This is a genomic window from Chroococcidiopsis cubana SAG 39.79 (genome assembly GCF_003991895.1).
GTDB lineage: Bacteria > Cyanobacteriota > Cyanobacteriia > Cyanobacteriales > Chroococcidiopsidaceae > Chroococcidiopsis > Chroococcidiopsis thermalis.
Window position 1 is genome coordinate 59476 of record NZ_RSCK01000002.1, and the last position, 24369, is coordinate 83844.

Below are 24369 nucleotides of genomic sequence, written 5' to 3' on the forward strand. Positions count from 1 at the left end.
TTGAGCAAAGTGTCCGTGCAAAGGCGCAAAGGATGCTTAGCGTCTCTGCGTCTTTGCACGATCGCATTTTAAGTAGATAAGTAAAGAGTATGACGAATATTCAAGAACTTGCAAATTACGTTCGAGATAGTGCTGGTAAAATTGGCGTTCAAAAATTTGATATTTTCGGTTCTTCTGTTGATGAAACTAGCGTGCAGGTAGATTCAGGCGAACCAAAACAAGTCAAAGCCTCAAATCGTTCTGGGGTGACGGTGCGGGTGTGGAATGAAAACAATAACGTAGGAGTCACTAGCACGACAGACGTATATCCTGAAGGTATCGAACTTGCTTTGAAAACTGCCTATGAAGCGAGTTTCTTTGGGGTTAAAGAAAATGTACCAGATTTTAGTCCAGAAGCAATCGCGCCGATTACTGCTGATACAGAAGCTACAGCACCTCAAGCACCTGTAGCTAAGTTAATTGAAACCCTCATCTCGGCTGAAAAGGAACTCTTGGCTGCTCACCCGGCGATCGCGGGTGTACCCTACAATGGTTTATCGCAAAGAGATTTAGATCGGTTTTATCTTAATAGTGAAGGTGCGACACGTCATGAAGCTCGTTCCTATGCTTCGATCTATCTTTACAGCAAAACCGATGAAGAAGGGAAAAAACCCCGTTCTGCTGGCGCATTTCGGATTAGCCGTAATCTAGACAACTTAGATATTCAAGCTTGTCTGAAAGAAGCAGCCGAAAAAACTATCAGTCACTTGAATTACGAGAAAGTTAAGTCTGGTAAATATCGCGTTGTCTTTTCTCCTGAAGCTTTTTTAAGTCTGCTGGGTGCTTTTTCTAATCTGTACAATGCTCAAAGTATTCTGGATAAACAAAGTCTGTCTACACCAGAATCTATCGGTAAGCAAATTGCCTCGCCTTTGCTTTCGGTGTGCGATGATGCATTACATCCTGAAAATATTGCTGGAGAAACCTTTGACGGTGAAGGTACGCCTACCCGTCGCATCTCGATTATCTCTGATGGAGTATTAACAAATTTTCTCCATAGTGCAGGTACGGCAAAGCGCTTAGACGCAAAACCCACCGGACACGCTAACATTGGGGCAAAGGTGACGGTTAGTCCTCATTTCTATCACGTTTTTTCTAACCAACCAGCAACTCAAACATACAACTTAGATACGGCTGAAAATGTCATTTTTGTTGACGATTTACATGCCTTACATGCCGGAGTTAAAGCCTTGCAAGGTTCTTTCTCCCTCCCCTTCGATGGTTGGGTCGTTAACAATGGCAAGCGGACGAGTATCGAATCTGCTACTGTGGCAGGAGATTTTCTGGAAGTGTTGCAGTCAATTATTTTCGTCGAACCAGAGGCAGAATTAACCCCATCTGGGGTTTGCCCTCGGATTTGGAGCGATAATTTATCAATTACTGGGGAATAGTTGTTGGTTGCTAGTTCTTGGTAGGGACGCACACTGTGCGCCCCTATCGATTGCAGATTTCTTGAGAATATATCTCAAGTAAAATTCAAATAAATAGCTTTATATGAGAGCTTATAGCTTGACATAGCAATTGGAGGGAAAGTGAAATATGGTCGCAACTTTAGACGATACCAAGCGTAGAGCGATCGCAATGGAACTAGCAGATTTAAAAGCCCTACAAGAGTTGCTAATTAGCAATGAAGAGAAATTGATTCCATCTGTCAGTAGCGATAAAGAAATTAGCGATCGCCTCAACGATTTTCTCAGAGACGACAGGCAAAATTTGACTGTCATTAACGAAGTTATTGCTAAGTTTGGTGGTGGTTCTGTCGGGCATAGAGATACAACGGGGCAATATGTAGAGCAAGTCAACCGTTTAATGGATGGTAACGAACTTTCGTTATATCAAAAAGTCTCAGCTCACGAGCGGATCAAACACCAAGCTGTTATGACTGGCTTAATTATTCACAAAGCATCCCAGGTGACAGGGGAAGATGTCAAGGATGCGATCGCGCCTCTTAACCAAGTCAACTTTGAAAACCGCGCCCACCAAGAGCAAATGAAAGGAATTCTAGAGGTTCTGGGAACCCGCGAACTAACGGGTAAAGATCCAGATCAAAGCGTTTGGGCAAGAACTCAAGATGCTGTCGCTGCTTTGCGGGGCGTATTTGATGGGTTGACGAAGTAGTTATTCGCTCCCCCAACTCCCCTTTAAAAGGCATATAGTTTGTTTAAACACCTTGTGTAGGGGCGCACAGCTGTGCGCCCCTACAGACATTTGCTATATTTCTCAATTAAGCACTCGGCAATGCGGCGGGCTGCACCCGGTTTACCCATGCGGCGTATGCCGTTCTCAGCGATAGATTGCAGCTTTTCGGGGTTAGAGAGTAAAGCCGCGATCGCAACACCAGCTTGGTGAGGGTTTTGGACGAAAGTAATCGATTCCCCAAAATGACGGCTTTGTGCCTCAGCAAAAGCATAGGTAAATTGCGGACCTTGACCAGGCATGATAATGGCAGGTTTGCCTAGCCCAATGAATTGTTCTGTCGCCGTTCCTGCCATTGCGATCGCAATTTGGGCTTGATGCAAGCAGTCGTTGTAGGCGTGTTGAGTTAAGATAACAGACGCATTTTTTTGTTGAAATGTCAATGACTCGGGAAGATCCCCCCAACCCCCCGAAGATCGGGGGGCTTTGGTAAATCTAGTATTTACAAGAGATTGACAAAAAGGCTCTAAATCGAGATTAGGGGCGATCGCAGCTAAAAATACCAATGGGCGATCGCCGAAAGTCACGATTAAATCTTTGACTGCTTGCAATATCAGTTCCCAATTTCGGTAAACTTCGGGAGGACGAGAACCAGGTAGCAGCAGAATTTTTAGCGCTTGGCTTGTCTCCTCTACAAATTGGGATGGTTCGAGGCGATCCATCATGGGATTTCCCAGATCGAAGGCAGGAACGTTATGCTGTTGCAAAATTTTAGCAGTCAGGGAGTCTCTAGGAAATACCGCTCGACAGCGGCGATGGCTCATAAAATAGCGCTCCCAAGGATGATAAATCGAACCCGACCAATGTTCTAAACGGGCAAAAGGCGATCGCCCAGGCAAAACACCATTTTCATCCCGCACGTAATATTCAGATTTAGCTGTCCCCACAAAAGCATAATTCGCTCCACTCCGCCAGGCAAAGAGTAAGGGTACGATATCGCCTACGGCTAATACTAGGGTGTGGGGTGCGGGGTGTGGGGAACTGGTAGTTGATAGTTGGTAGTTGGTAGTTGGTGGTTTTTCTCCCTCAACTTCCTCAGCTCCCTCAGCTCCCTCAGCTCTCTTCTCCCCTGCTCCCTTCATCCATTGACGTATCGCCCTCAACTGATGCCAAGTCAGTTGTAACAAGCCACCTTGAAGATCTCCTAGCAGTTGCCGTCCATCCATGTAAATGAAGCCACCAGAAGGCATGATTTTTACGCTACCAATTAGGGGAATACCCAGACGAGCGTAAGCTTTACCTTCACCGACAATTGGTAAAGCAGCAATATCGAGGTTTGGACAAAGCTGCTGGAGTTCTTGGACGATCCGAACTGAAATGATATCTTCGCCATGACCGTTACTTAGACAGAGTAACTGCGAATGAGGGGCGAGTATAAAGTCAGAACTGAAGCAGGAATGAGATCTATAGTCCATTTCAGTAATAAAAATTAATAAAAGAGCGAGGGAGTTGTTTAAATTTTTAGCATTGAAGAAGCGTTGTTACTAGGTCGCTAAGAAGCTATTTCGAGGCTTGTGGGTTAGTTAACAAACCATAACTTCTCAGCCAGACTAATTTGGACTAACTTAGACTGATAGATGTATGGCTTTGGATTTCATTGCTGTAGCCCTCACTGTTTCTCGTCTTTCATCTCTAAAGAAAGAATAAAACTGCACGTCACGCCGCGATCGCTTTCGCTACGCAGCAAGCAGATTGGACGACTGGATGAGTGTACGGCTGGTAGCAGTGGTTGGTATAATCCATACTGGTTTTTTGTCGCGTCGGAGGGTGACAGGTCTATAAGTGGAACCAAGTTAAAAATTCTACATAAAAGCGATTTAGCATAGGCAAGAGGCAGAAAAATTAAGCAAGCCTAAAGGTCGTGCATTAGTCTTGAGGGGAGTATGCTAGCTGGCAAAACATTACAGCGTGGGAAATATACCCTGGAACAAGAAATAGGACGGGGGGGATTTGGCATTACTTATAAAGCCACCCACCAATTTTTAGGGCAACCAGTGGTAGTCAAAACGCTGAATGAATTGCTCCGGCAAGCGCCGCAATTTGCTAAGTTTCAGCGCCAATTTCAGGATGAAGCCCGACGCTTAGCAGCCTGCGTCCACCCCAATATTGTGCGAGTCAGCGACTTCTTCATTGAGGACGGCTTGCCATTCATGGTGATGGATTATATTCCTGGGCAAACTCTCGCCAAGGTGGTGTTTCCAGATCGTCCCTTGCCAGAAACGCTGGCAATTCACTACATTCGGCAGATTGGTGCGGCATTGGAAGTCGTGCATCAGAAGAACTTGCTGCATCGGGACGTGAAACCCCAAAACATTATTTTGCGCCAGGGAACTCAGGAAGTCGTACTGATTGATTTTGGGATTGCGCGGGAATTTACTCCAGGTTCAACCCAAACTCATACCAACATGGTTTCAGAAGGGTACGCACCCATAGAACAGTATCTCGCCCATGCCCCCCGTACTCCAGCCACAGATGTTTATGCCCTAGCAGCAACGCTATACGCGATCTTGACAGCCAAAGTACCAGTTGCCGCTAGCCTGCGCGATCGCATCCCTATGCCCAACGTACGCCAAATCAATCCTCGGTTAAGTGTTGACGTGGAACGAGCGATTATTTTGGGGATGGAGATTGAAGCTGTCAATCGACCTGCTACCGTAGCCGATTGGCTGGAACTATTGCCTCATACTTATTCCCAAAGTTTCTCAGGTGGTCTGACGGGTGGCGGGCGATCGCCAACTCATAATTCTTCGATCCCGAGTTGGCTTTCTCAGTCCAGCCAACCTGGAGTATCGGTTATGGAACCCCCATCTATCGAGAGCGAGGAGATCCCCGCCAAACAATCTTTTTTACGCGGTTTGTGGATTGGTGGTGGTTTAGCTGCGATCGCTGGCATTGCAACTCTAGCGATCGGCACAGTTTTTCCTAAGTCTGTACCTCAGTCACCTCAAAATTCGATACCCGCGCGCTCCAGCCAGCCTGCACCTCAGCCTACATCGCCCACCGATGCTAGATATGAGAAAAACATTACACTTCCACAAAAAGAAAACTCGCAAAAAGCAAACTCAACCGCTCCCCCGCCAACTCAACCTGTAAAAAATACTACCGAGCAACAGCCAGCAGCCAATACTTCTGGGCAAAGTGGGACGCAAAATCTCAGCAGCCCCGTCAACCCAACAATTCGATCTGGCACTCGCAGATGGAGACAAGATCGGAATAATGCTGGGCAAGGTTTTAACCGTAGAGTGAGGGCTACCTCATCAACCAGAAATCGCTCAACTGTCACGCCTACTCAACCTAAAACCAATCCTCAACGTAACTCGACAAAGACAAATAAGAATAAATCACCTCAACCTGCACCATCCCCTACACCAAAACCAGAACAATCGCCAACATCTAAGCAGTCCCCAACCCCATCCTCGCCAACACCATCCCCATCCCCAGCAGCATCACCCTCACCCCAGAACGCTCAACCATCCCCAGCAGCATCACCCTCACCCCAGAACGCTCAACCATCCCCAGAAGCATCACCCTCACCCCAGAACGCTCAGCCATCTCCAGAACCAGCACCCTCACCGCAAAACGCTCAACCATCACCAGAAGCATCACCCTCACCCCAGAACGCACCAGCACCAACACCAGAAGCCTCCCCAACAACCAACAACCAACCACCATCGCCAACACCCGCTGCACCAAGTTCAAATTCCTCTCCAGCAAAAGGAGGAGAGCCAATGTTGCCTAGCGATTACGAGTCTGGTAGCATTACGCCATCACCAACGCCCACAGCTGCACAAACACCCCCTGCCAATCCACCACATTAAAAACCTGGTATCTATCCATGAAAATCATCCACGGTACTTGGATTCCCTCTGCCGAAGCTGATTTCATTCAAGATGGTGCATTTTACCTGTGGGTAGAAACTTCAACTGTCCAAAAACGTCGCAACACCGATCGGCGCACCCATCCTTTTCAATTGGCTTCAGCAGATCTAGAAGCCTTCTTAACTGAGCAATTGGGAATTGCCTCAGCTACTTATAGCAAGACGAACGATCGCATTTCTACTAAATACTTTGCCCTACCAACTGCAAGCGATCGCCCCCTTCCTTCACCAGAATTAGCCAGATATCTTGATGACATCGAGCTAGAAAATGAAGGATTTGCATATTGGGCAATTGCTTGTTACCTAGTTAATACCAGCGTCAAAACAAACAGTTACAGCTATAGTCAAGTCAGTCATATTATTAAACTGCTCAACGACATTCATTTTTTAGCTTTAAATAATGCTGATGAAATTCAATTTGGTTCGGATTTAGTATTTTGGTATCACTACACCCAAGCTTTTAAAGAAATTATCCTCAAAGACCAATATATCCCAGCGCTGAAATATTGCGAACTGCCAGCAACCAAAAGTAAACGCAAACAGACAGCTAATCGATTTGAAATTTATCCAGCTTGGGAAATAGTCTCCGAACAATACGATGCGATCGTCCAAAAATATGTTGATTATATGCCAGCTATCTGCACGGCGGGACGGGCAACTTCGAGCGATCGCGTGGAGTTTTTTACTCCAGAAACTTTGCTGCGACACTTTTCCGAATATCTACTGCGAGACATTATAACTCATACCCCTTCCACGGCTGCATTTGATAGCTTAATCTCTGATTCCTTGCTGCAAAAATGCTTTCAATCTAACAATACTCCCCAACAAAGCGATCGCGCTTTAATAGAATACAAACAGTGGTACGCCTGGAAAGAAAAAATTACCCGTACCCAAACTGCTACCCCTTTTGACCTCTGTTTTCAACTCCAGGAAGCGCCAGCCGATCGCGTAGATAATTGGAAAATTGACTTTTTAGTAGCGGCAAAACAAGACCCTTCTTTAAAGCTATCGCTATCCGATTATTGGGGTATGAACCAAAGAGCTAAAAAAGCTTGGTTTAAACATTTGGGTACGGATTTTGAAGCCGATTTGTTATTGAATTTGGGATACGCAGCAAGAATGTATCCTTTGCTTTGGGAGGGATTAGAAACCGATCGCCCGATTGGGTTACAACTAAGTTTGACACAAGCCTTTGAATTTCTCAAAGAAAACGCCTGGGTATTAGAAGATGCAGGCTACAAAGTTATCGTTCCTGCTTGGTGGACTCCTGAAGGTCGTCGTCGCGCCAAGATTCGTCTCAAAACGTCTTCACGCGGCGCTAAATCGACAACTGCAAACCAGGGATATTTCAGTCTAGACTCTCTAGTACAGTATCAATACGAATTGGCAATTGGCGGTGAGGCTGTCACGCAAAAAGAATGGCAGCAACTTGTTAATGCTAAAACCCCGTTAGTACAATTTCGAGGTCAGTGGATAGAATTAGACCAAGATAAAATGCGGCAGATGCTGGAATTTTGGCAATCTCAAGCTAAAGAACAGCCGGAAATGTCGCTACTCGATTTAATGAAATTAGCAGCATCAGAAGATGAATTAGAAGTTAACCACGATGATGCTTTAGCAACAATGATGGCGAAGTTGCAGGACAAAAGCAAGCTAGAACCAATTTCAGATCCGCCGCAGTTGCAAGGGACTTTACGGGAATATCAAAAACGCGGTGTAGCTTGGCTGCAATATTTAGAAGCTTTAGGGATCAACGGATGTTTAGCTGATGATATGGGACTGGGAAAATCGGTACAGGTGATTACCAGAATCATCAATGAAAAAGAAGCGATTGCTACACCACCAACTTTATTAATTGCACCTACATCAGTCGTAGGAAATTGGCTGCGGGAAATTGCTAAATTTGCACCGCATCTACAAGCAATAGTACATCATGGTAGCGATCGCCTCAAAGATGAAGCTGAATTTAAAGCCACCTGCCTCAACCACGATGTGGTAATTACTTCATTTACTCTTGCTCGTAAAGATGAAAAACTTTTAAGTAGTGTAACGTGGCAGCGCATAGTAATAGATGAAGCCCAAAATATCAAAAATCCGAAAGCAGCTCAAACTCGTGCCGTTTTAAAATTACAAGCTAAACATCGACTAGCTTTAACGGGAACGCCTGTAGAAAACCGCTTATTAGATTTATGGTCGATTTTCAATTTCCTCAATCCAGGTTATTTGGGAAAAGAAGCACAATTTCGGAAATCGTTTGAAATTCCAATTCAAAAAGATAATAGTAAAGTCAAATCTAGCAGTTTAAAAAAATTAGTCGAACCGTTTATTTTACGGCGAGTCAAAACTGATAAATCGATTATTAATGATTTACCGGATAAAGTCGAACAAAACTTATATTGTAACTTGACAAAAGAACAAGCTTCGCTCTATGAAGCTGTCGTAAAAGATGTCTCAAAGCAAATTGAAGAATCAGAGGGAATTCAACGCAAAGGGTTAATTTTATCGACTTTGTTGAAACTCAAACAAGTCTGCAATCATCCGGCACAGTTTTTACAAGATGGTAGCGAATTTTCTCCAGAGCGATCGCACAAACTTAGCCGTTTAATAGAAATGGTAGAAGAGGCGATCGCTGAAGGAGAAAGTATGTTGATCTTCAGTCAATTTAAAGAAATTTGCGACCCTTTAGAAAAGTATTTGAAGCACAATTGTCATTACAATACTTATTACATTCACGGTGGGACAAACCGTAATAAAAGAGAAGCAGCGATCGCCGAGTTTCAAGACCCTGAAACAGAACCATCGGTATTTATTCTATCTTTAAAAGCGGGAGGAGTGGGAATTACTCTGACTAAAGCCAACCATGTTTTTCACTTCGATCGCTGGTGGAACCCCGCAGTAGAGGATCAGGCGACAGATAGAGCTTTTCGGATCGGTCAAAAGAAGAATGTTTTCGTACATAAATTCGTTGCAATGGGTACGTTAGAAGAACGCATCGACCAAATGATCGCCGATAAGAAAAAGCTATCTTCTGCGATTGTTGGTAATGATGAGTCTTGGCTGACAGAACTCGATAATGAAGCATTTAAACAACTAATTGCATTAAATAAAACTGCAATATTGGAGTAGCGATCGTGGCTAAATTCAGTCGAACTTGGTGGGGAAAGCGTTTCATTGAAGCCTTAGAAGCATTCAGCGATTCTGGTAGGTTGGGGCGCGGACGTTCCTATGCTAGCAATGGTAAAATCATTGAATATAAAATTGACGGCAACAAAATTACGGCTAAGGTGAGAGGTTCGATAAATCCCTATTTTGGGGTATATAAAGAACCAAAATACGATACAAAAATCGAAATTACTCCAATTGATAAAGCGAGTTGGTCAAAGGCAATTAAATACGTTTCTTCTAAAGCAAGTTTTGTATCAAAGTTGTTAATGAATGAAGTGCCAGACAGTATTGACTCAGCTTTTTCTGACTTAGGATTGCATTTACTACCGCATAGTAGAAAAGACTTCAAAACGAGCTGTAGTTGTCCCGATTATGCTAACCCTTGCAAACATATTGCAGGTGTTTATTACTTAGTTGCATCTCAACTCGACCATAACCCATTTCTCTTATTTGAATTGAGGGGTTTATCTAAGGAAGAATTGCAGTCAGAACTCGTGAAATCTCCTTTAGGACAAGTTTTATCTGCCGAATTAACTACTAAAGAAACTCCTTTAGTAGCAGAAATATCTTACTATACAAAACTCGAACAAGTGCCTGTAACCGAGCAGATGCATTCTAGAGAATTCTGGCTTGGAACTAAGCGCTTACCATCAAATATTGAAGTTGCCGAACCAGCAATTATTTCAGCAATTGTCGTGAAAAAACAGGGGGACTATCCCGCTTTTTGGCAAAAAGATACTTCCTTTATTACGGTGATGGAAGAATTATATCAGCGAGTGAGAACAAAAAACAAAGACGTTATGTAAGAAAGTCAAAAATTACTAATTTTCTTTGTCCCCCATATCCTCTATTCCTCATTCTCATCATGACTCAAGAAGAACAAAGATTACAAGAAGACCGCGATCGCAAAGCACACTGGCGGCGCTGGGGTTCGTATTTAAGCGAACGACAATGGGGAACAGTCCGCGAAGATTACAGTGCTGATGGTTCGGCTTGGGATTATTTTTCTCACGAACAAGCGCGTTCTCGCGCTTATCGCTGGGGTGAAGATGGAATTGCAGGTATTTCCGACAATCACCAACGCTTGTGTTTTGCGATCGCGCTTTGGAATGGTGTCGATCCAATTTTAAAGGAAAGGCTGTTTGGTTTAACTGGTAATGAAGGCAATCACGGCGAAGATGTCAAGGAATGTTACTTTTACCTTGACAATACTCCCACTCACTCTTACATGAAATATCTCTATAAATATTCTCAGCAAGCTTTTCCCTATACTCAATTAGTGACAGAAAATCAAAATCGCAGCAAGCGCGATCGTGAATTTGAATTACTTGATACAGGAATATTTGACAATAACACTTATTTTGATGTTTTTGTTGAATATGCCAAAAATACACCTGAAGATATTTTAATTAAAATTAGTATCGCTAATCGTGCTTCGGAAACTAGAAATTTATATTTATTGCCTACATTATGGTTTCGCAATACTTGGGCTTGGGGACGAGCCGAAACCGCTAAACCCAGACTGAAAAAGCTGCATCAAGATAGCAATCTGAGTATTATCGAATCTACTCATCCTAGTTTAGGCGATCGCTGGTTGTATTGTGAAGGTACAGCAGAGTTATTATTTACTGAAAATGACACAAACTACCAAAAGTTGTTTGGAGTCGAAAATAAATCTGATTTCGTTAAAGATGGAATTAATAATTATCTTGTTAACAATGATAAAAACACCGTCAATCCTCGCCAAATTGGTACTAAATTTGCAGCCAATTATAATCTAAAGATTGCCGCAGGCGAAACCGTAACTATTTGCTTGCGTTTGTGCGACTCTCCTTATTTAGTCACCCCATTTGGTAAAGATTTCGAGCAAATCTTTCAAACTCGCATTCAAGAAGCAGACGAGTTTTACGATCGCATTACTTCTCCTTGCCAATTAACACCAGATCGACGCAATATCCAGCGACAGGCTTTTGCGGGGATGCTATGGGCTAAACAATATTATTATTATGTCATCCATGAATGGCTGCAAGGCGATCCGGCTCATCCTAAGCCACCAAAATCGCGACAAAACGTGAGAAATACTGATTGGATTCATCTATTTAACGATGATGTTATTTCCATGCCCGATAAATGGGAATATCCCTGGTATGCAGCGTGGGATCTAGCTTTTCATGTCATTCCTCTCGCTATTATCGATCCTGATTTTGCCAAGCGTCAATTAAGTCGTTTGACGCGAGAATGGTATTTACATCCTAACGGACAATTACCAGCTTACGAATGGAATTTTAGCGATGTCAATCCACCCGTTCATGCTTGGGCGACGTGGCGCATATATAAGATCGAACAAAAGATCTACGGACGCGCCGATCGCTTATTTTTAGAACGGGTATTTCAAAAGCTCTTACTCAATTTTACCTGGTGGGTAAATCGCAAAGATATAGCTGGTAAAAACGTTTTTCAAGGCGGGTTTTTGGGAATGGATAATATAGGAGTATTCGATCGCAGTACCCAAGTTCCTACTGATGCCTATTTACAGCAGTCAGATGGTACGAGTTGGATGGGTATGTACTGTTTAAATATGCTGGCGATCGCGTTAGAATTAGCTAAAGAAAATCCCGCCTATGAAGATACTGCCAGTAAATTTTTCGAGCATTTCCTCTACATTGCTGATGCGATGAATAGTATGGGAGAGGAACGCAAAGGTTTATGGGATAAAGACGATAGTTTTTATTACGATATGCTCCACGTCCCCGCTGATGGGGATATAGTCCTGAAAGTGCGAAGTCTTGTAGGACTGATTCCCTTATTGGCTGTTGAAACTTTAGAACCAGACGTTTTAGAACGATTGCCTGGTTTTAAAAAACGCATGGAGTGGTTTATTAACAATCGCCCCGATCTGCGTCAAAATGTTGCTTGTATGGAAACAAAAGGAATTGGTGCAAGAAGGCTATTAGCAATTTGTTATAAACCACCAGGAGAAACGGAAGCAGAAAATAAGTTGCGCTGCATTTTGAAAACAATGCTAGATGAGAACGAATTTTTAAGTCCCTATGGTATTCGTTCCGTATCTAAATATCATGCTTCTCATCCCTATTCCATTAAATTAGACGGACAAAAATATCACGTCAAATACGAACCCGCAGAATCAAGTGATGCTATATTTGGGGGTAATTCTAATTGGAGAGGTCCCATTTGGTTTCCAATCAATTACTTAATCATAGAAGCATTACAAAAGTTTCATTATTATTTGGGTGATGATTTTAAAGTTGAGTTTCCCACTGATTCGGGTCGCGAAATGAACCTTTGGGAAGTTTCTCAGGAATTGTCGCAAAGACTGATTAAAATATTTCTGCAAGATGAATCGGGGAAAAGACCAGTTTATGGAGATTTAGAAAAGTTCCAAACCGATTCACACTGGCACAATTTAATTATGTTTCACGAATACTTTCATGGAGATAATGGTGCGGGTTTAGGGGCAAATCATCAGACGGGTTGGACGGGTTTAGTGGCGAAATTAATTCAGCAGTGTGGTGAATACGATAGATGAAGAATTGATTTCGCAGGTAGATAATCTTAAGTCAAATCGTAAGGACGTTCGGTATCATCTTCACCCATATATTCGCCATTTTGAATTTCTAGTAAAATGAGTGGAATTGCCCCAGGATTTTCAATACTATGTAGCGTTGCTACAGGTACGTATGTTGACTCATTGCGATGTAGTAACTTCTCATCATCACCGCAATTAACTTTAGCCGTACCAGAAACAACAACCCAATGTTCGCTACGATGGTAGTGAATTTGCGATTTTATGCGGTGCTTCGGTTTAATTTCAATCCGATTAATTCGATAATTTTCTCCTTCTTCTATTACCTCAACCAAACCCCAATATCTCTGACCTGCGTGTGGAGAGGATTCAATTAAATCTAGCTGAGCCTGATTCCCGTTGTTACTCATAAATAGCCTGAAAATAAACGTCAATCGCCATTATTAGCAGAAGTATGGCATTTCAGCTCTGGAAGAGTAGGTTGGTTAACAAAATCTTCAAATTTATTTAAACTTCAAAATGTACTCTTCACAATCGGCTTTTTGGGGATTTGTCTGAAGTAGTTTCAGCACGATCGAAATTTCGTTGCTAAAACTTCGATATTTTGAACTAAACATCTCGATATCTCCATCACTCTAAATCTTCCGAATCTGTATTTTCTGGGAGAGATTCAGAAACTTTCTTGTGCCGATCTTCCTTCCATCTTCCCGTCTTTCTTGCCGCGTCTGTGAGTAAGTATTCAATTTGAGCATTGACACTTCTGAGTTCGTCAGCCGACCATTTTTCTAATACTTCATACAGTTTTAGATCTAGACGCAGCAAGAATCTTTTTTTTTGACTCATGTATACAAACTACCAGTATTGACTACAGGCTGAGCGTTTTGTTCCGAGGTTAAAACCACAAGTAAATTATTCACCATCGTAGCTTTGCGTTCCTCATCCAATTCGACGATTTGTTGTTCGCTTAACCTTCTCAATGCTTCGTCAACCATCCCTACAGCACTATCTACAATCTGCCGTCGAGCGTCAATTATTGCTTTAGCTTGTTGGCGGCGGAGCATTGCTTGAGCAATTTCTGGCGCGTAGGCAAGGTGAGAAAGCCTAGCTTCAATAATCTCTACCCCCGCAACTTCTAACCGTGCTTGTAATTCTTGTTGCAGCGATCGCGCTACTTCGTCAGGAATGCCTCGCAGCGAAGGTATACTCTCATCATCACCTGTGTCATAGGGGTAGCGGATGGCTAAGGCACGAATTGCCGTTTCACTTTGGATGGCAACAAATTCTTCGTAGTCGTCTACTTCAAAATAGGATTTGGCAGAATCTACAACTTGCCAAACTACCACGGCTGCAATTTCAATTGGGCTACCTTGAGCGTCATTGACTTTGAGAATTTTGCTGTTAAAGTTGCGTACTCGCAATGAAATCTTGCGTTTGCGGGTAAAAGGGTTAGTCCACCAAAATCCTGCTTCTCTAACGCTACCAGCGTAACGACCCAAAAATGTTACTACAACTGCTTGGTTTGGTTCCACCGTAAAGAAGCCTGAAAATGTAGGGATAACGACTGCAATTAGAGTTGCTCCCAGCCATGCACTTATTTCTGCTGCGGTGTCTTCTCCCAGAAAATCGGTAATTTTCAGAGTTCTACCTAAGATTGCCTCCCATCCGTGGATAGTCGTCCACAGCCACCAAATAGCCAAAATTGCGATCGCACCTAATACTACCAACGCCACAAAACCATCAACCTTAAAGGCAGGACGCTCCTTTAATCGCTCCATAGATCTTTGTTACCTGATTTTAATGTGATATCACAACGATATAATTAGTTTGTTCATAATGTCAATGTGATATTATTGCAGTATCACTTAGTTAAAGTTTGTCTGAGAAAATGTCACGCAAAGACGAGCCAGCGCCGTGCGGGGGTTTCCCCCGAGTCCCGCGACTGGCGTAGCGAAGACGCAAAAGATTCTTAGCGCCTTTGCGTCTTTGCGTGACCAAAAACCAGAGAAGTGTAAAGATTGGAAAGTATTACAATCACAGCGGCAAATAAAAGATATGACTACTGCTGCACCGACAAAAACTAAATATGAGGCGATTATTGGTTTAGAAACCCATTGCCAGCTGAATACGAATACGAAAATTTTTTCTAGCAGTTCTACAGAGTTTGGCTCGCCTCCAAATACAAATATCGATCCGATTTGTATGGGTTTACCTGGAGTGTTGCCCGTATTGAATGAGAAGGTATTGGAATACGCAGTGAAGGCGGGTTTGGCGTTAAATTGCCAAATTGCACCTTATAGCAAGTTCGATCGCAAACAGTATTTTTATCCCGACTTACCGAAGAATTATCAAATTTCTCAGTATGACTTGCCAATTGCCGAACACGGTTGGTTAGAAATCGAACTTCTCGATGCGGATAACAACCCTATCAGTAAGCGAATTGGGATTACGCGCTTGCACATGGAAGAAGACGCAGGCAAGTTAGTACACGGGGGTAGCGATCGCCTGTCTGGTTCTACTTACTCTTTAGTAGACTACAATCGTGCTGGCGTGCCTTTGGTGGAAATTGTCTCAGAACCCGATATGCGTTCTGGACAAGAAGCGGCGGAATACGCCCAAGAACTACGTCGGATCTTGCGCTATTTGGGTGTCAGTGATGGCAATATGCAAGAAGGCTCTTTACGTTGCGATGTCAATATCTCCGTGCGTCCTGTCGGACAAAAAGAGTTTGGCACGAAGGTAGAAATTAAAAATATGAACTCGTTCAACGCCATTCAACGGGCGATTGAATACGAGATCGAACGGCAAATTGCGGCTGTAGAGTCTGGAGAAAGAATTGTTCAAGAAACCAGGCTATGGGAAGAAGGCAGCCAACGCACTGTTAGTATGCGGACTAAAGAGGGTTCTAGCGACTACCGCTATTTCCCCGAACCGGATTTAGCGCCGATTGAAGTTTCCAAAGAACAGTTAGAAAAATGGCGTGCTGAGTTGCCAGAATTACCAGCCCAAAAACGCCATCGCTATGAAAGCGAACTGGGACTTTCCGCTTACGACACCCGCGTACTAACCGACGAGCGAGCGGTAGCGGAATATTTTGAAGCAACTGTGGCGGCTGGAGCCTCGGCAAAACAAGCTGCTAACTGGATTATGGGAGATATTGCAGCTTACTTAAATAGCAATAAGCTCAACATTACCGAACTTGCCCTCAAACCAAATACTCTTGCCGAATTGATTCAGTTGATTGAAGGCAATACAATCAGCGGCAAAATTGCTAAAGATATCTTGCCTGAACTGCTAGCTCAAGGTGGTTCGGCGAAGGAGTTAGTAGAACGTAAAGGATTAATTCAAATTTCCGATCGCAGCGCCATAGAAGCGATCGTCGAGCAAGTCATTGCTGCCAATCCCAAAGAACTAGAACAGTACCGTAACGGCAAAACCAAGCTTCTCGGCTTTTTTGTCGGGCAAGTGCTGAAGCAAACAGGCGGACGTGCAGATCCGAAACTGACAAACCAACTGTTAGCGGAAAAGCTCAATGGGTAATAGGTAGTTGGTAGTTGGTAGTTGTTGGGTATTGATGAGTGGCTGGTGGCTAGTAGCTGGAATTTTTTCTAGTCTCCAGCCGCGCTTTTACTAGCCACTCATAACTGATAACTGGTTACTGCTCCCTGCTCGCTGCTCTCTGCTTCCTCCAAAAACAGCAATTCTTCATCGGATCTTTAAGAAAATCCCGTAGAAAGCCGTAAGATTCTTTACACACCACCTGTTATATTCTACTGAGTAGATGCACCCTGATGATTGGGAGAGTCACCGAACTGACTCTCTTTTTTTTGGCTTTTTTCAGCGAGCGGTGAATAGTAGTAATGGTTAGTTGGTAGTTGGCAAGAGGCTTTCTTGTTTTTCTCCCCTGCATTCCGATCGCAAGTAACTGATAACTGATAACTGATAACTGAAAAAGCTACGATCGCTTCAAGTAGAAAAAGGAATTAATGAGATAATTTCTTATTAAGTTCTATGCCTCCGTTGTCATGACTATCACCATTTCCCAGCAAGCCTACGACGAACTGTTTCATCAGGAGACAGTAGAGCGATACCTTCGGTCAGCTTCGCTAACGCAACACCCAGATCCCGACGATCCTTTGGATGCAGTGTATCGATTTCCGCAAGTGTTGGGACAGGGTTACTGGCGGGAAATTCAACTGCGCCAAGGATTGCAGTTGACAATTGGAAACTTGCAAATGCGCGATCGCATTATTACCGGAGCGCCAGAACGGGAAGATTGGTGGGAATATCACTTTCATTTTTCTGGAGAGCATCAAGACAGGTACAACTCAATATGTGGCGGACAATACGCACTTTATGGCAATGGTTTAGCTCCTCAAGAAGTTTGGGATTGTTCGGGTAAAGAACCATACTTTGAGATTCTGATCCACGTACAGCCGGAGTTACTTTACTCCTTCGCAGGCGATTGCGAAGGAGAATTACCGCGCTGCTTGCAACCGTGGATTAGACAGACTGAGGGAGAGCGTTACAGCCGTCTGGGAACTGCAACCCCTACCATGCAGACTGTAGCTAAACAAATCGTCCAGTGTCCCTACCAAGGAATTGCCAAGCGAGTGTACTTGGAAGGTAAGGTTTTGGAGTTAATGGGAATGCTGATTGCTGAGGAAATTGAAATCGGGGACGGCAAATACAATCCTTACTCTTTAAAATCTGATGCAGTAGACAGAATCCACCACGCCAGAGATATTTTGCTACAACGATTGGACGATCCGCTAACTCTGGCAACACTGGCAAGACAAGTAGGACTCAATGAATGTACTCTAAAACGGGGCTTTCGGCAGATTTTCGGGACAACAGTATTCGGCTATCTACACAACTATCGTTTGGAGCAAGCACGGCAACTGCTTGAAGCAGGAACCTGGAGAGTGGGAGAAGCCGCTCAAATGGTCGGTTACAGGGATTTTACTGCTTTTGGCAGAGCTTTTTATAAAAAGTTTGGGATACGACCGCGCGACTGCATGAAAAAATATTCCGTTTGAGCTGAAAAGAAATTCCGTTTAAGCCGAATTACGATCGCTTGAGTATCATTTGTTTCCTGTAAGCTAACTGAGAGAAATTCCTAGCTAGTTTATAGGTGTGGGTTGTGAAGTTGAAATTGTGGTGGCGATCGCTATTATTCGCAGGTGTATTTTCTGTTTCGGTGATTCCAGCAGTATCGATCGAAAAGAGAGTTTTGGCTCAGTCACCAGCAAGTCATGCATCACCCATAACTGTCACCGGAGTAAGGCTGAAGCAAACAGATAGTGGTTTAGAGGTGTTATTGGAAACTACAAGCCAGCAGCCACTCAGTATTGCGACTTCTGGTTACGGAAAAACATTTGTTGCCAATATTATCAATGCTCGGTTAGCCCTACCAGAAGGCAACAGCTTTCGTCAGTCAAACTTAACTGGTGGGATAGCAGTTGTGAGCGTCACTCAGCAGGGAAGTAGTATTCGGGTAAGTGCGATCGGTTCGGCGGGATTACCGACGGCAAAGTTGAGACGGAGTAATGGCAGTACCAGTCTCAGTTTATCTGCCCCCGCCGCTCCCACAGCTCAAACACCCACACCTCAGCCAGCAGTACCAGCAACTCCAACTCAGCCAGAGGCGATCGCACCAGAAACAGAAGAAATACCCCCACCAGTTACACCCGACGAACAGCCAGAGGGATCGGTGCAAGGGGACGAAGAAATTGAAATTGTGGTGACAGGGGAGCAAGATGGGTATCTTGTACCCAGTGCAACGACGGGAACGAGAACCGATACACCCTTGCGCGACATTCCCCAATCGATTCAGGTAGTACCACAACAAGTGTTGCGCGACCAACAGATTACTCGCTTGGATGATGCACTCAGAAATGTTGCTGGTGCAACTCCAGATTTTAATTCTGGTCCATATGTTACCTATAGAATTCGCGGATTTGAGGCATTAAATAATAATTTGCTCAGGAATGGGCAAGTAGATGCGGGGGCGGGAGAATCTGTTGAACTTTCCAGTGTCGAGCGAGTCGAAGTCCTCAAGGGACCTGCATCAGTGCTATTTGGCTTAGGTAATCCAGGTGGAAGCATCAACATCATCACTAAGCGTCCCTTAAGCGAACCTTTTTATGGTATCGATGCAACTGTTGGTAGTTATAGTTTCTATCGAGGTGCAATTGATTTATCTGGATCCTTAAACGATGCAAAAACCGTATCGTATCGTCTCAACACAGCCTACAGAAATTCAGATAGTTTTATTGATTTTTACAATAGCGAACATTTTAATATATCACCTGTCGTCACTGTGGCAATTGGTGAGAGAACTAACCTGACTATAGAAGGAGATTATATCGAAACCAAGGATTCTGGATTCACACCTTTTGTACCCGTTGTTGGCTCTGTACTAAGCAACCCTAATGGCAAGATACCACGCGATCGCAACGTTGGCGAACCTTCAGATGAAATCAATGCATCGTTGACTAGGCTGGGATATCAACTAGAACATAAGTTTAGCGATCGCTGGTCGTTACGCAATACTTTTGCATACAATTTTCGCGATTACAGCGACAAAAGAACGCTTCCCGGAAGCTTAGAAGCAGATAATCGCACGCTGAATCGTTCCTACCGAGATTACGAATTTCAAAGCACATCTTATGCTTTAACTACGAATGTTGTTGGCAAATTTTCCACTGGTTCAATTCAGCATCAGTTGTTATTTGGAGTTGATTTGAATAGTTATGAGAACGAAACACTAAAATTTGCTGAAGCTACTGCTGCACCAATTGATATATTCAATCCTATTTACGGTCAGCCACGAGGTGAACTTAGTTCAGAAACTAGTAACACCACAATTACAGACTCATTGGGGATTTATCTTCAAGACCAAATTTCACCAATAGATAGCTTGAAAGTGATATTGGGTGGTCGCTTTGATACTTTCGACCAAAAATCTGAAGATTTTTCTGCTGACACGGAAAGCAGCCTATCAGATAGTGCATTTAGTCCTCGTTTTGGGATTGTCTATCAACCTATTCCAGCTATTTCACTTTACGCTAGCTATATCAGTTCATTCACTCCAGCAAGAGGCACATATCTTTTTGGTGGTAGTTTGGACGATCCCTTTGAGCCAGAACGCGGTCGTCAGTATGAGGTTGGAGTAAAAGCAGATTTAAACGATCGGTTGTCAGCTACACTTGCATTGTACGATTTAACTCGTACTAATGTCTTAACAGAAGACCCTGATAATCCAGATTTTTCTATCCAAGTAGGCGAGCAAAATAGCCAAGGGATCGAACTGAATCTTGCAGGCGAAATTTTGCCAGGATGGAATATTTTTGCAGGCTACGCTTATACAGATGCACGAATCACTGAAGATAATACTTATGATTCTGGAAACCAATTACCCAACACTCCCTACCATGCTGCTAACTTATGGACTACTTACGAAATTCAAAAGGGTAACTTACAAGGGTTAGGTGTTGGCTTTGGCTTGTTTTTTGTAGGCGATCGCGCTGGAGATTTGGACAATACTTACGATATACCTAGTTATGTTCGGACTGATGCGGCTGTTTTCTATAACAGAGATACATTCAGAATTGCACTCAACTTTAGAAACCTATTTGATATAGAGTATTTTGAAAATGGTTCTAGTGCTACTCGTGTTAACTACGGACAGCCTTTTACGGTGCTGGGAACGATTTCGTGGCAGTTTTAGGTGACGTACTAGGCGATCGCGTCTTTGTCATGCTTTAAGTTAGGCGATCGCCAAAAGGCTTTAATGCGATAATTTCTTATTAATCCTCAAAGCCTCTTATCTGCATGGCTGAACCTTCATGACTATCACTATCTCCCAGCAAGCCCTCAACGACCTATTTCAGGAGACTGTGGAGCGATACCTTCGGTCAGCTTCGCTAACGCAACACCCCGATCCTGACGATCCGTTGGATGTGATGTACAAGTATCCACAACCGCTAGGACAGGGCTACTGGCGGGAAATTAAACTGCGACAGGAACTAGAGTTGACGATTGGAGATCTTCAGTTACGCGATCGCATGGTGACAAAACACCCCGAACAGGAACGACAGGACATCCAGTATCACTTTCATTTTTCAGGTAGACATGAGGATCGTCGCGCATCTATTGGTAGCGGCGAATATGGGTTATTTGGAATTGGCATCGATCCGCATAGAACTTGTGATTGTTCGGATAGGCAACCCTATCTGGAAGCGATCGTACATATAAAGCCAGAGGTGCTGTACTCTTTTGCCAGTAACCAGGCAGGAGAATTACCACCAGCATTGCAGCCGTGGATCGGACAGTTAGATCGGGAACATTACTGTCGTAGGGGAAATGCTTCACTGGCAATGCAAAGAGTGGCGCGGCAAATTGTACAGTGTCCCTATCAAGGAATTGCCAAACGGTTATACCTAGAAAGCAAAGCCCTAGAATTGATGGCAATGGTAGTTGTGGAGGAAATAGAAATCTGGAAAGGTAGCGGCGAATCTTGCTCCTTAAAGCCTGATGTAGTGGAGAGAATTCACCATGCTAGAGAAATTTTATTACGAAAACTTGACAATCCACCATCGTTGATAGACCTAGCGCAACAAGTAGGGCTAAATAGCCGCGCGCTTAAAGAGGGATTTCGCACTTGTTTTGGCAAACCTACCTTTGCTTACCTGCACCACTATCGGCTAGAGCAAGCGCGTCAACTGTTAGAAACTAAAGAAATGAAAGTAGCTGAAGTTGCTGCTGCCGTGGGATTTAACAATCAAAGCTATTTTGCGGAGGCATTTAGAAAAAAATTTGGTTTCAATCCTAAGACTTATCAGATGCAGCGAAAAAAGTTCTTCTAGCGCTCAAAAAAAGTTCCTCCAACCGCCAAAATATCTTTCGATCGCGCTTACCATCCTGTATTGTTTTTGACAATTCTTCTCAGTTTGGTGTGAGTGATGTTGAAATTGTGGTGGCGATCGCTATTTCTAGCAGGTGTGTTTTCTCTTTCGATCGTTCCAGTCGTACAGGTACGAGTTTTTGCTCAGTCAAGCATAAGTATTCCATCGCCCGTAACCGTTACAAGCGTGCGACTGAACCAAACGGATAGTGGTTTGGAAATATTCTTGGAAACTACAAGCAAGCAGCCACTCAGTATTGTGACTTCCGGTTATGGAAAAACTTTTGTTGCCAACATTACCAATGCTCGGTTAGATTTATCAGAAGGTAAAAGCTTTCGTCAGGAAAACCCCAACGCTGGAATTGCGGTTGTTAGCGTTACTCCACAAGGAAACAATGGTATTCGGGTGAGTGCGATCGGTTCTGAAGGATTGCCAACAGCAAAGGTGAGGCAGAGTAATGGCAATAGCATTCTCAGTTTAGCCGCCCCCGCCGCTCCTACAGCTCAAACACCCGTATCACCTCCAACCATACCGCAAACTCCTACCCAGCCAGAAGCAACGACACCAGAGGCAGAAGGCGAAAGCACTCCACCAGCTGCACCCGAACCAGCAGATACAGCGCCAGGGGAAGAAATGGAAATTGTGGTTACGGGCGAGCAAGATGGATATAGTGTTACAGATACCAGCACTGGAACCAAAACCGACACACCTTTGCGCGATATTCCTCAATCGATTCAGGTAGTGCCGCAAGAAGTGCTACGCGACCAAAATATCAACAGTTTAGAGGATGCTACCCGCAATGTCAGCGGCGTGACTGGAACGAGAGCATCTTATGTAAGAGACGGGGCAGTAACGATTCGCGGATTTCAGTCTTCTGGCTTTACTGGAAATCTCTTGCGTAACGGATTGAGAGATCCGCGTGGAGGGTTTGGGCTTGAGTTCGCCAATATCGATCGCGTTGAAGTATTGAAAGGTCCAGCTTCAGTATTATTTGGTTTGGGGAGTCCAGGGGGAACGATTAACATTGTGACAAAACAGCCACTGCGCGAGCCATTCTATGCGGTTGAAGGGACGATCGGCAACTATGACTTTTATCGAGGCGCGATCGATTTGTCTGGACCATTAAACAGCTCTAAAACAATTGCCTACCGACTCAATGCTGCCTATCAAGATAACAAAGGATTTATTGATTTCCAACAAGATAAAATTTTCTTTATTGCACCCGTTTTAAGCTTTGATATTGGTAAAAATACAAAGCTGACCTTAGAAGCAGAGTACCGCGAATGGGACTTGTTCTTCTTGCTGGGTCTACCTGCGGTTGGTACGGTTTTACCTACTGGTATTGGCAGATTACCACGTAACTTAAATTTTAGTGAATCTTCTACTGGTGGCGATAATACCATGAAAGTTACAACGAGTAAAATTGGCTATCGTCTCGAACACAAATTGAGTAAGAATTGGTCAATCAGAAATAGCTTTCTCGCCACCCTGTATCGAATTAATCGAGAATTTTTATTTGCTACAAGCCTCGCTCCTGATAATCGCACCCTCAACCGTGGCTATGAGCTTGGTGAATTTGACGACAACACTTTTAACTTAGACACAAATGTCTTGGGGAATTTTTCCACTGGTTCTATTCAACACCAACTTCTATTTGGTGTCGATCTATATCGGCTAAATGAATACCGACAACAGCGTAACACTGGAACTGCTGCACCACTTGACCTTTTTAATCCCGTATACGGTCAACCGCTAGGTTCTATTACTACTAGGGGTGATGATTCTACGCTGACAGATTCACTGGGCATTTATATTCAAGACCAAATTACGTTAGCAGACAATCTTAAGTTACTATTGGGTGGTCGATTTGATACCTTTAAGCAAACCACAGAAGATTTCATTGAAGACACAGAACAAGAGCAAACTGGAGATGCTTTCAGTCCCCGTCTAGGTATCGTTTACCAACCAATTGAGCCGATTTCTCTTTATGCCAGCTATATTCGATCTTTTACACCAGCAATCGGCAGATCCTTTGATGGCAGCCAATTTCAACCAGAACGGGGAACGCAATACGAAGTTGGAGTTAAAGCAGATTTGAATGATCGACTATCTGCAACTCTTGCCTTATACGATCTAAGCCGCTCTAACGTGTTAACCGATGACCCAATCAATGAGGGTTTTTCTATCCAAACAGGCAAGCAAAAGAGCCAAGGTATTGAACTAAATATTTCGGGTGAAATTCTACCAGGTTGGAACGTATTTGGTGGCTATGCTTACACAAATGCGCGAATTACAGAAGATGAAACTTTTGATGTTGATAATCGCCTGAGTAGTACTCCTGAAAATGCTTTTAACTTATGGACAACCTATGAAATTCAACAAGGTTCTTTGCAAGGGTTAGGCTTTGGCTTGGGATTATATTTTGTAGGAGAACGGCAAGGCGATTTGGCTAATACATTTCAACTTCCTAGCTATTTTCGCACTGATGCCTCGATTTTTTACAAGCGCGATCGCTTCAGAGCTGCTCTAAATTTTAGGAATCTCTTTGACGCAGATTACTTTGAAGCCGCGACAAGCAGACTTCGCGTTTTCTATGGCGAACCATTCACCGTGCAAGGAACAGTGTCTTGGGAGTTTTAGTA

16 protein-coding genes are annotated in these 24369 nt (G+C 43.7%); 11 read left to right on the forward strand and 5 right to left on the reverse strand.

The features are described from left to right. The first annotated feature begins 89 nt into the window (after positions 1 to 89). Together DSM107010_RS01650 and DSM107010_RS01655 are read left to right on the forward strand one after the other, a co-directional pair. The gene (locus DSM107010_RS01650; RefSeq protein WP_106168417.1) at positions 90 to 1430 is read left to right on the forward strand and encodes a TldD/PmbA family protein; all 1341 of its coding nucleotides are present in this window, start codon (positions 90 to 92) and stop codon (positions 1428 to 1430) included. 148 nt (positions 1431 to 1578) lie between these two features. Continuing rightward, complete coding sequence (locus tag DSM107010_RS01655; protein ID WP_015157074.1) at positions 1579 to 2157, forward strand: hemerythrin; 579 nt, start codon at positions 1579 to 1581, stop codon at positions 2155 to 2157. 80 nt (positions 2158 to 2237) lie between these two features. Here the strand turns inward: DSM107010_RS01655 and DSM107010_RS01660 are convergent, their stop codons facing one another. After that, entirely contained in the window at positions 2238 to 3650 is a 1413-nt protein-coding gene (locus DSM107010_RS01660; protein WP_127022188.1) for a lipid-A-disaccharide synthase-related protein, read from the reverse strand. Positions 3651 to 3844: 194 nt separating this feature from the next. Beyond that, positions 3845 to 4027, reverse strand: a complete 183-nt coding sequence (locus DSM107010_RS01665) for a hypothetical protein (RefSeq protein WP_127022191.1) — start codon at positions 4025 to 4027, stop codon at positions 3845 to 3847. A gap of 91 nt (positions 4028 to 4118) precedes the next feature. On the opposite strand from DSM107010_RS01665, the gene DSM107010_RS41935 reads away from it, so the two are divergent. Genes DSM107010_RS41935 through DSM107010_RS01685 form a run of 4 tightly spaced genes read left to right on the forward strand, consistent with a single transcriptional unit; the run spans position 4119 to position 12824 of the window. After that, a complete protein-coding gene (locus tag DSM107010_RS41935) occupies positions 4119 to 6053 on the forward strand; it encodes a serine/threonine protein kinase (protein ID WP_127022194.1) in 1935 nt (644 codons plus the stop codon). A 17-nt stretch (positions 6054 to 6070) separates the two neighbouring features. After that, positions 6071 to 9238: a DEAD/DEAH box helicase gene (locus DSM107010_RS01675; protein ID WP_106170760.1), complete on the forward strand. Its 3168-nt coding sequence runs from the start codon at positions 6071 to 6073 to the stop codon at positions 9236 to 9238. A 5-nt stretch (positions 9239 to 9243) separates the two neighbouring features. Next, positions 9244 to 10083, forward strand: a complete 840-nt coding sequence (locus tag DSM107010_RS01680; RefSeq protein ID WP_127022197.1) for an SWIM zinc finger family protein — start codon at positions 9244 to 9246, stop codon at positions 10081 to 10083. Positions 10084 to 10142: 59 nt separating this feature from the next. Next, complete coding sequence (locus DSM107010_RS01685; RefSeq protein WP_181246302.1) at positions 10143 to 12824, forward strand: MGH1-like glycoside hydrolase domain-containing protein; 2682 nt, start codon at positions 10143 to 10145, stop codon at positions 12822 to 12824. Between the two features lie 26 nt (positions 12825 to 12850). Here the strand turns inward: DSM107010_RS01685 and DSM107010_RS01690 are convergent, their stop codons facing one another. The 3 genes from DSM107010_RS01690 to DSM107010_RS01700 form a co-directional block, all read right to left on the reverse strand. After that, positions 12851 to 13231, reverse strand: a complete 381-nt coding sequence (locus DSM107010_RS01690; RefSeq protein WP_015157079.1) for a phosphomannose isomerase type II C-terminal cupin domain — start codon at positions 13229 to 13231, stop codon at positions 12851 to 12853. A 220-nt stretch (positions 13232 to 13451) separates the two neighbouring features. Continuing rightward, positions 13452 to 13664, reverse strand: a complete 213-nt coding sequence (locus DSM107010_RS01695; protein WP_106166625.1) for a type II toxin-antitoxin system antitoxin — start codon at positions 13662 to 13664, stop codon at positions 13452 to 13454. Beyond that, on the reverse strand, positions 13661 to 14596 hold the full coding sequence (locus DSM107010_RS01700) for an SPFH domain-containing protein (protein WP_015157081.1): 936 nt from the start codon (positions 14594 to 14596) through the stop codon (positions 13661 to 13663). The genes DSM107010_RS01695 and DSM107010_RS01700 overlap by 4 nt, the downstream gene beginning before the upstream one ends. Positions 14597 to 14873: 277 nt before the next feature. Between DSM107010_RS01700 and gatB the strand changes: the two genes are divergently transcribed. The 5 genes from gatB (at position 14874) to DSM107010_RS01725 (ending at position 24367) form a co-directional block, all read left to right on the forward strand. Continuing rightward, complete coding sequence (gene gatB / locus DSM107010_RS01705) at positions 14874 to 16358, forward strand: Asp-tRNA(Asn)/Glu-tRNA(Gln) amidotransferase subunit GatB (protein WP_106166628.1); 1485 nt, start codon at positions 14874 to 14876, stop codon at positions 16356 to 16358. A 485-nt stretch (positions 16359 to 16843) separates the two neighbouring features. Continuing rightward, on the forward strand, positions 16844 to 17857 hold the full coding sequence (locus DSM107010_RS01710) for a helix-turn-helix domain-containing protein (RefSeq protein WP_106166624.1): 1014 nt from the start codon (positions 16844 to 16846) through the stop codon (positions 17855 to 17857). 104 nt (positions 17858 to 17961) lie between these two features. Further along, on the forward strand, positions 17962 to 20550 hold the full coding sequence (locus tag DSM107010_RS01715; RefSeq protein ID WP_106166627.1) for a TonB-dependent siderophore receptor: 2589 nt from the start codon (positions 17962 to 17964) through the stop codon (positions 20548 to 20550). A gap of 118 nt (positions 20551 to 20668) precedes the next feature. Then, positions 20669 to 21688, forward strand: a complete 1020-nt coding sequence (locus tag DSM107010_RS01720) for an AraC family transcriptional regulator (RefSeq protein WP_106166623.1) — start codon at positions 20669 to 20671, stop codon at positions 21686 to 21688. Between the two features lie 96 nt (positions 21689 to 21784). Next, positions 21785 to 24367, forward strand: coding sequence for a TonB-dependent siderophore receptor (locus tag DSM107010_RS01725; RefSeq protein ID WP_106166622.1), 2583 nt, complete (start codon positions 21785 to 21787; stop codon positions 24365 to 24367). Positions 24368 to 24369 lie beyond the last annotated feature (2 nt).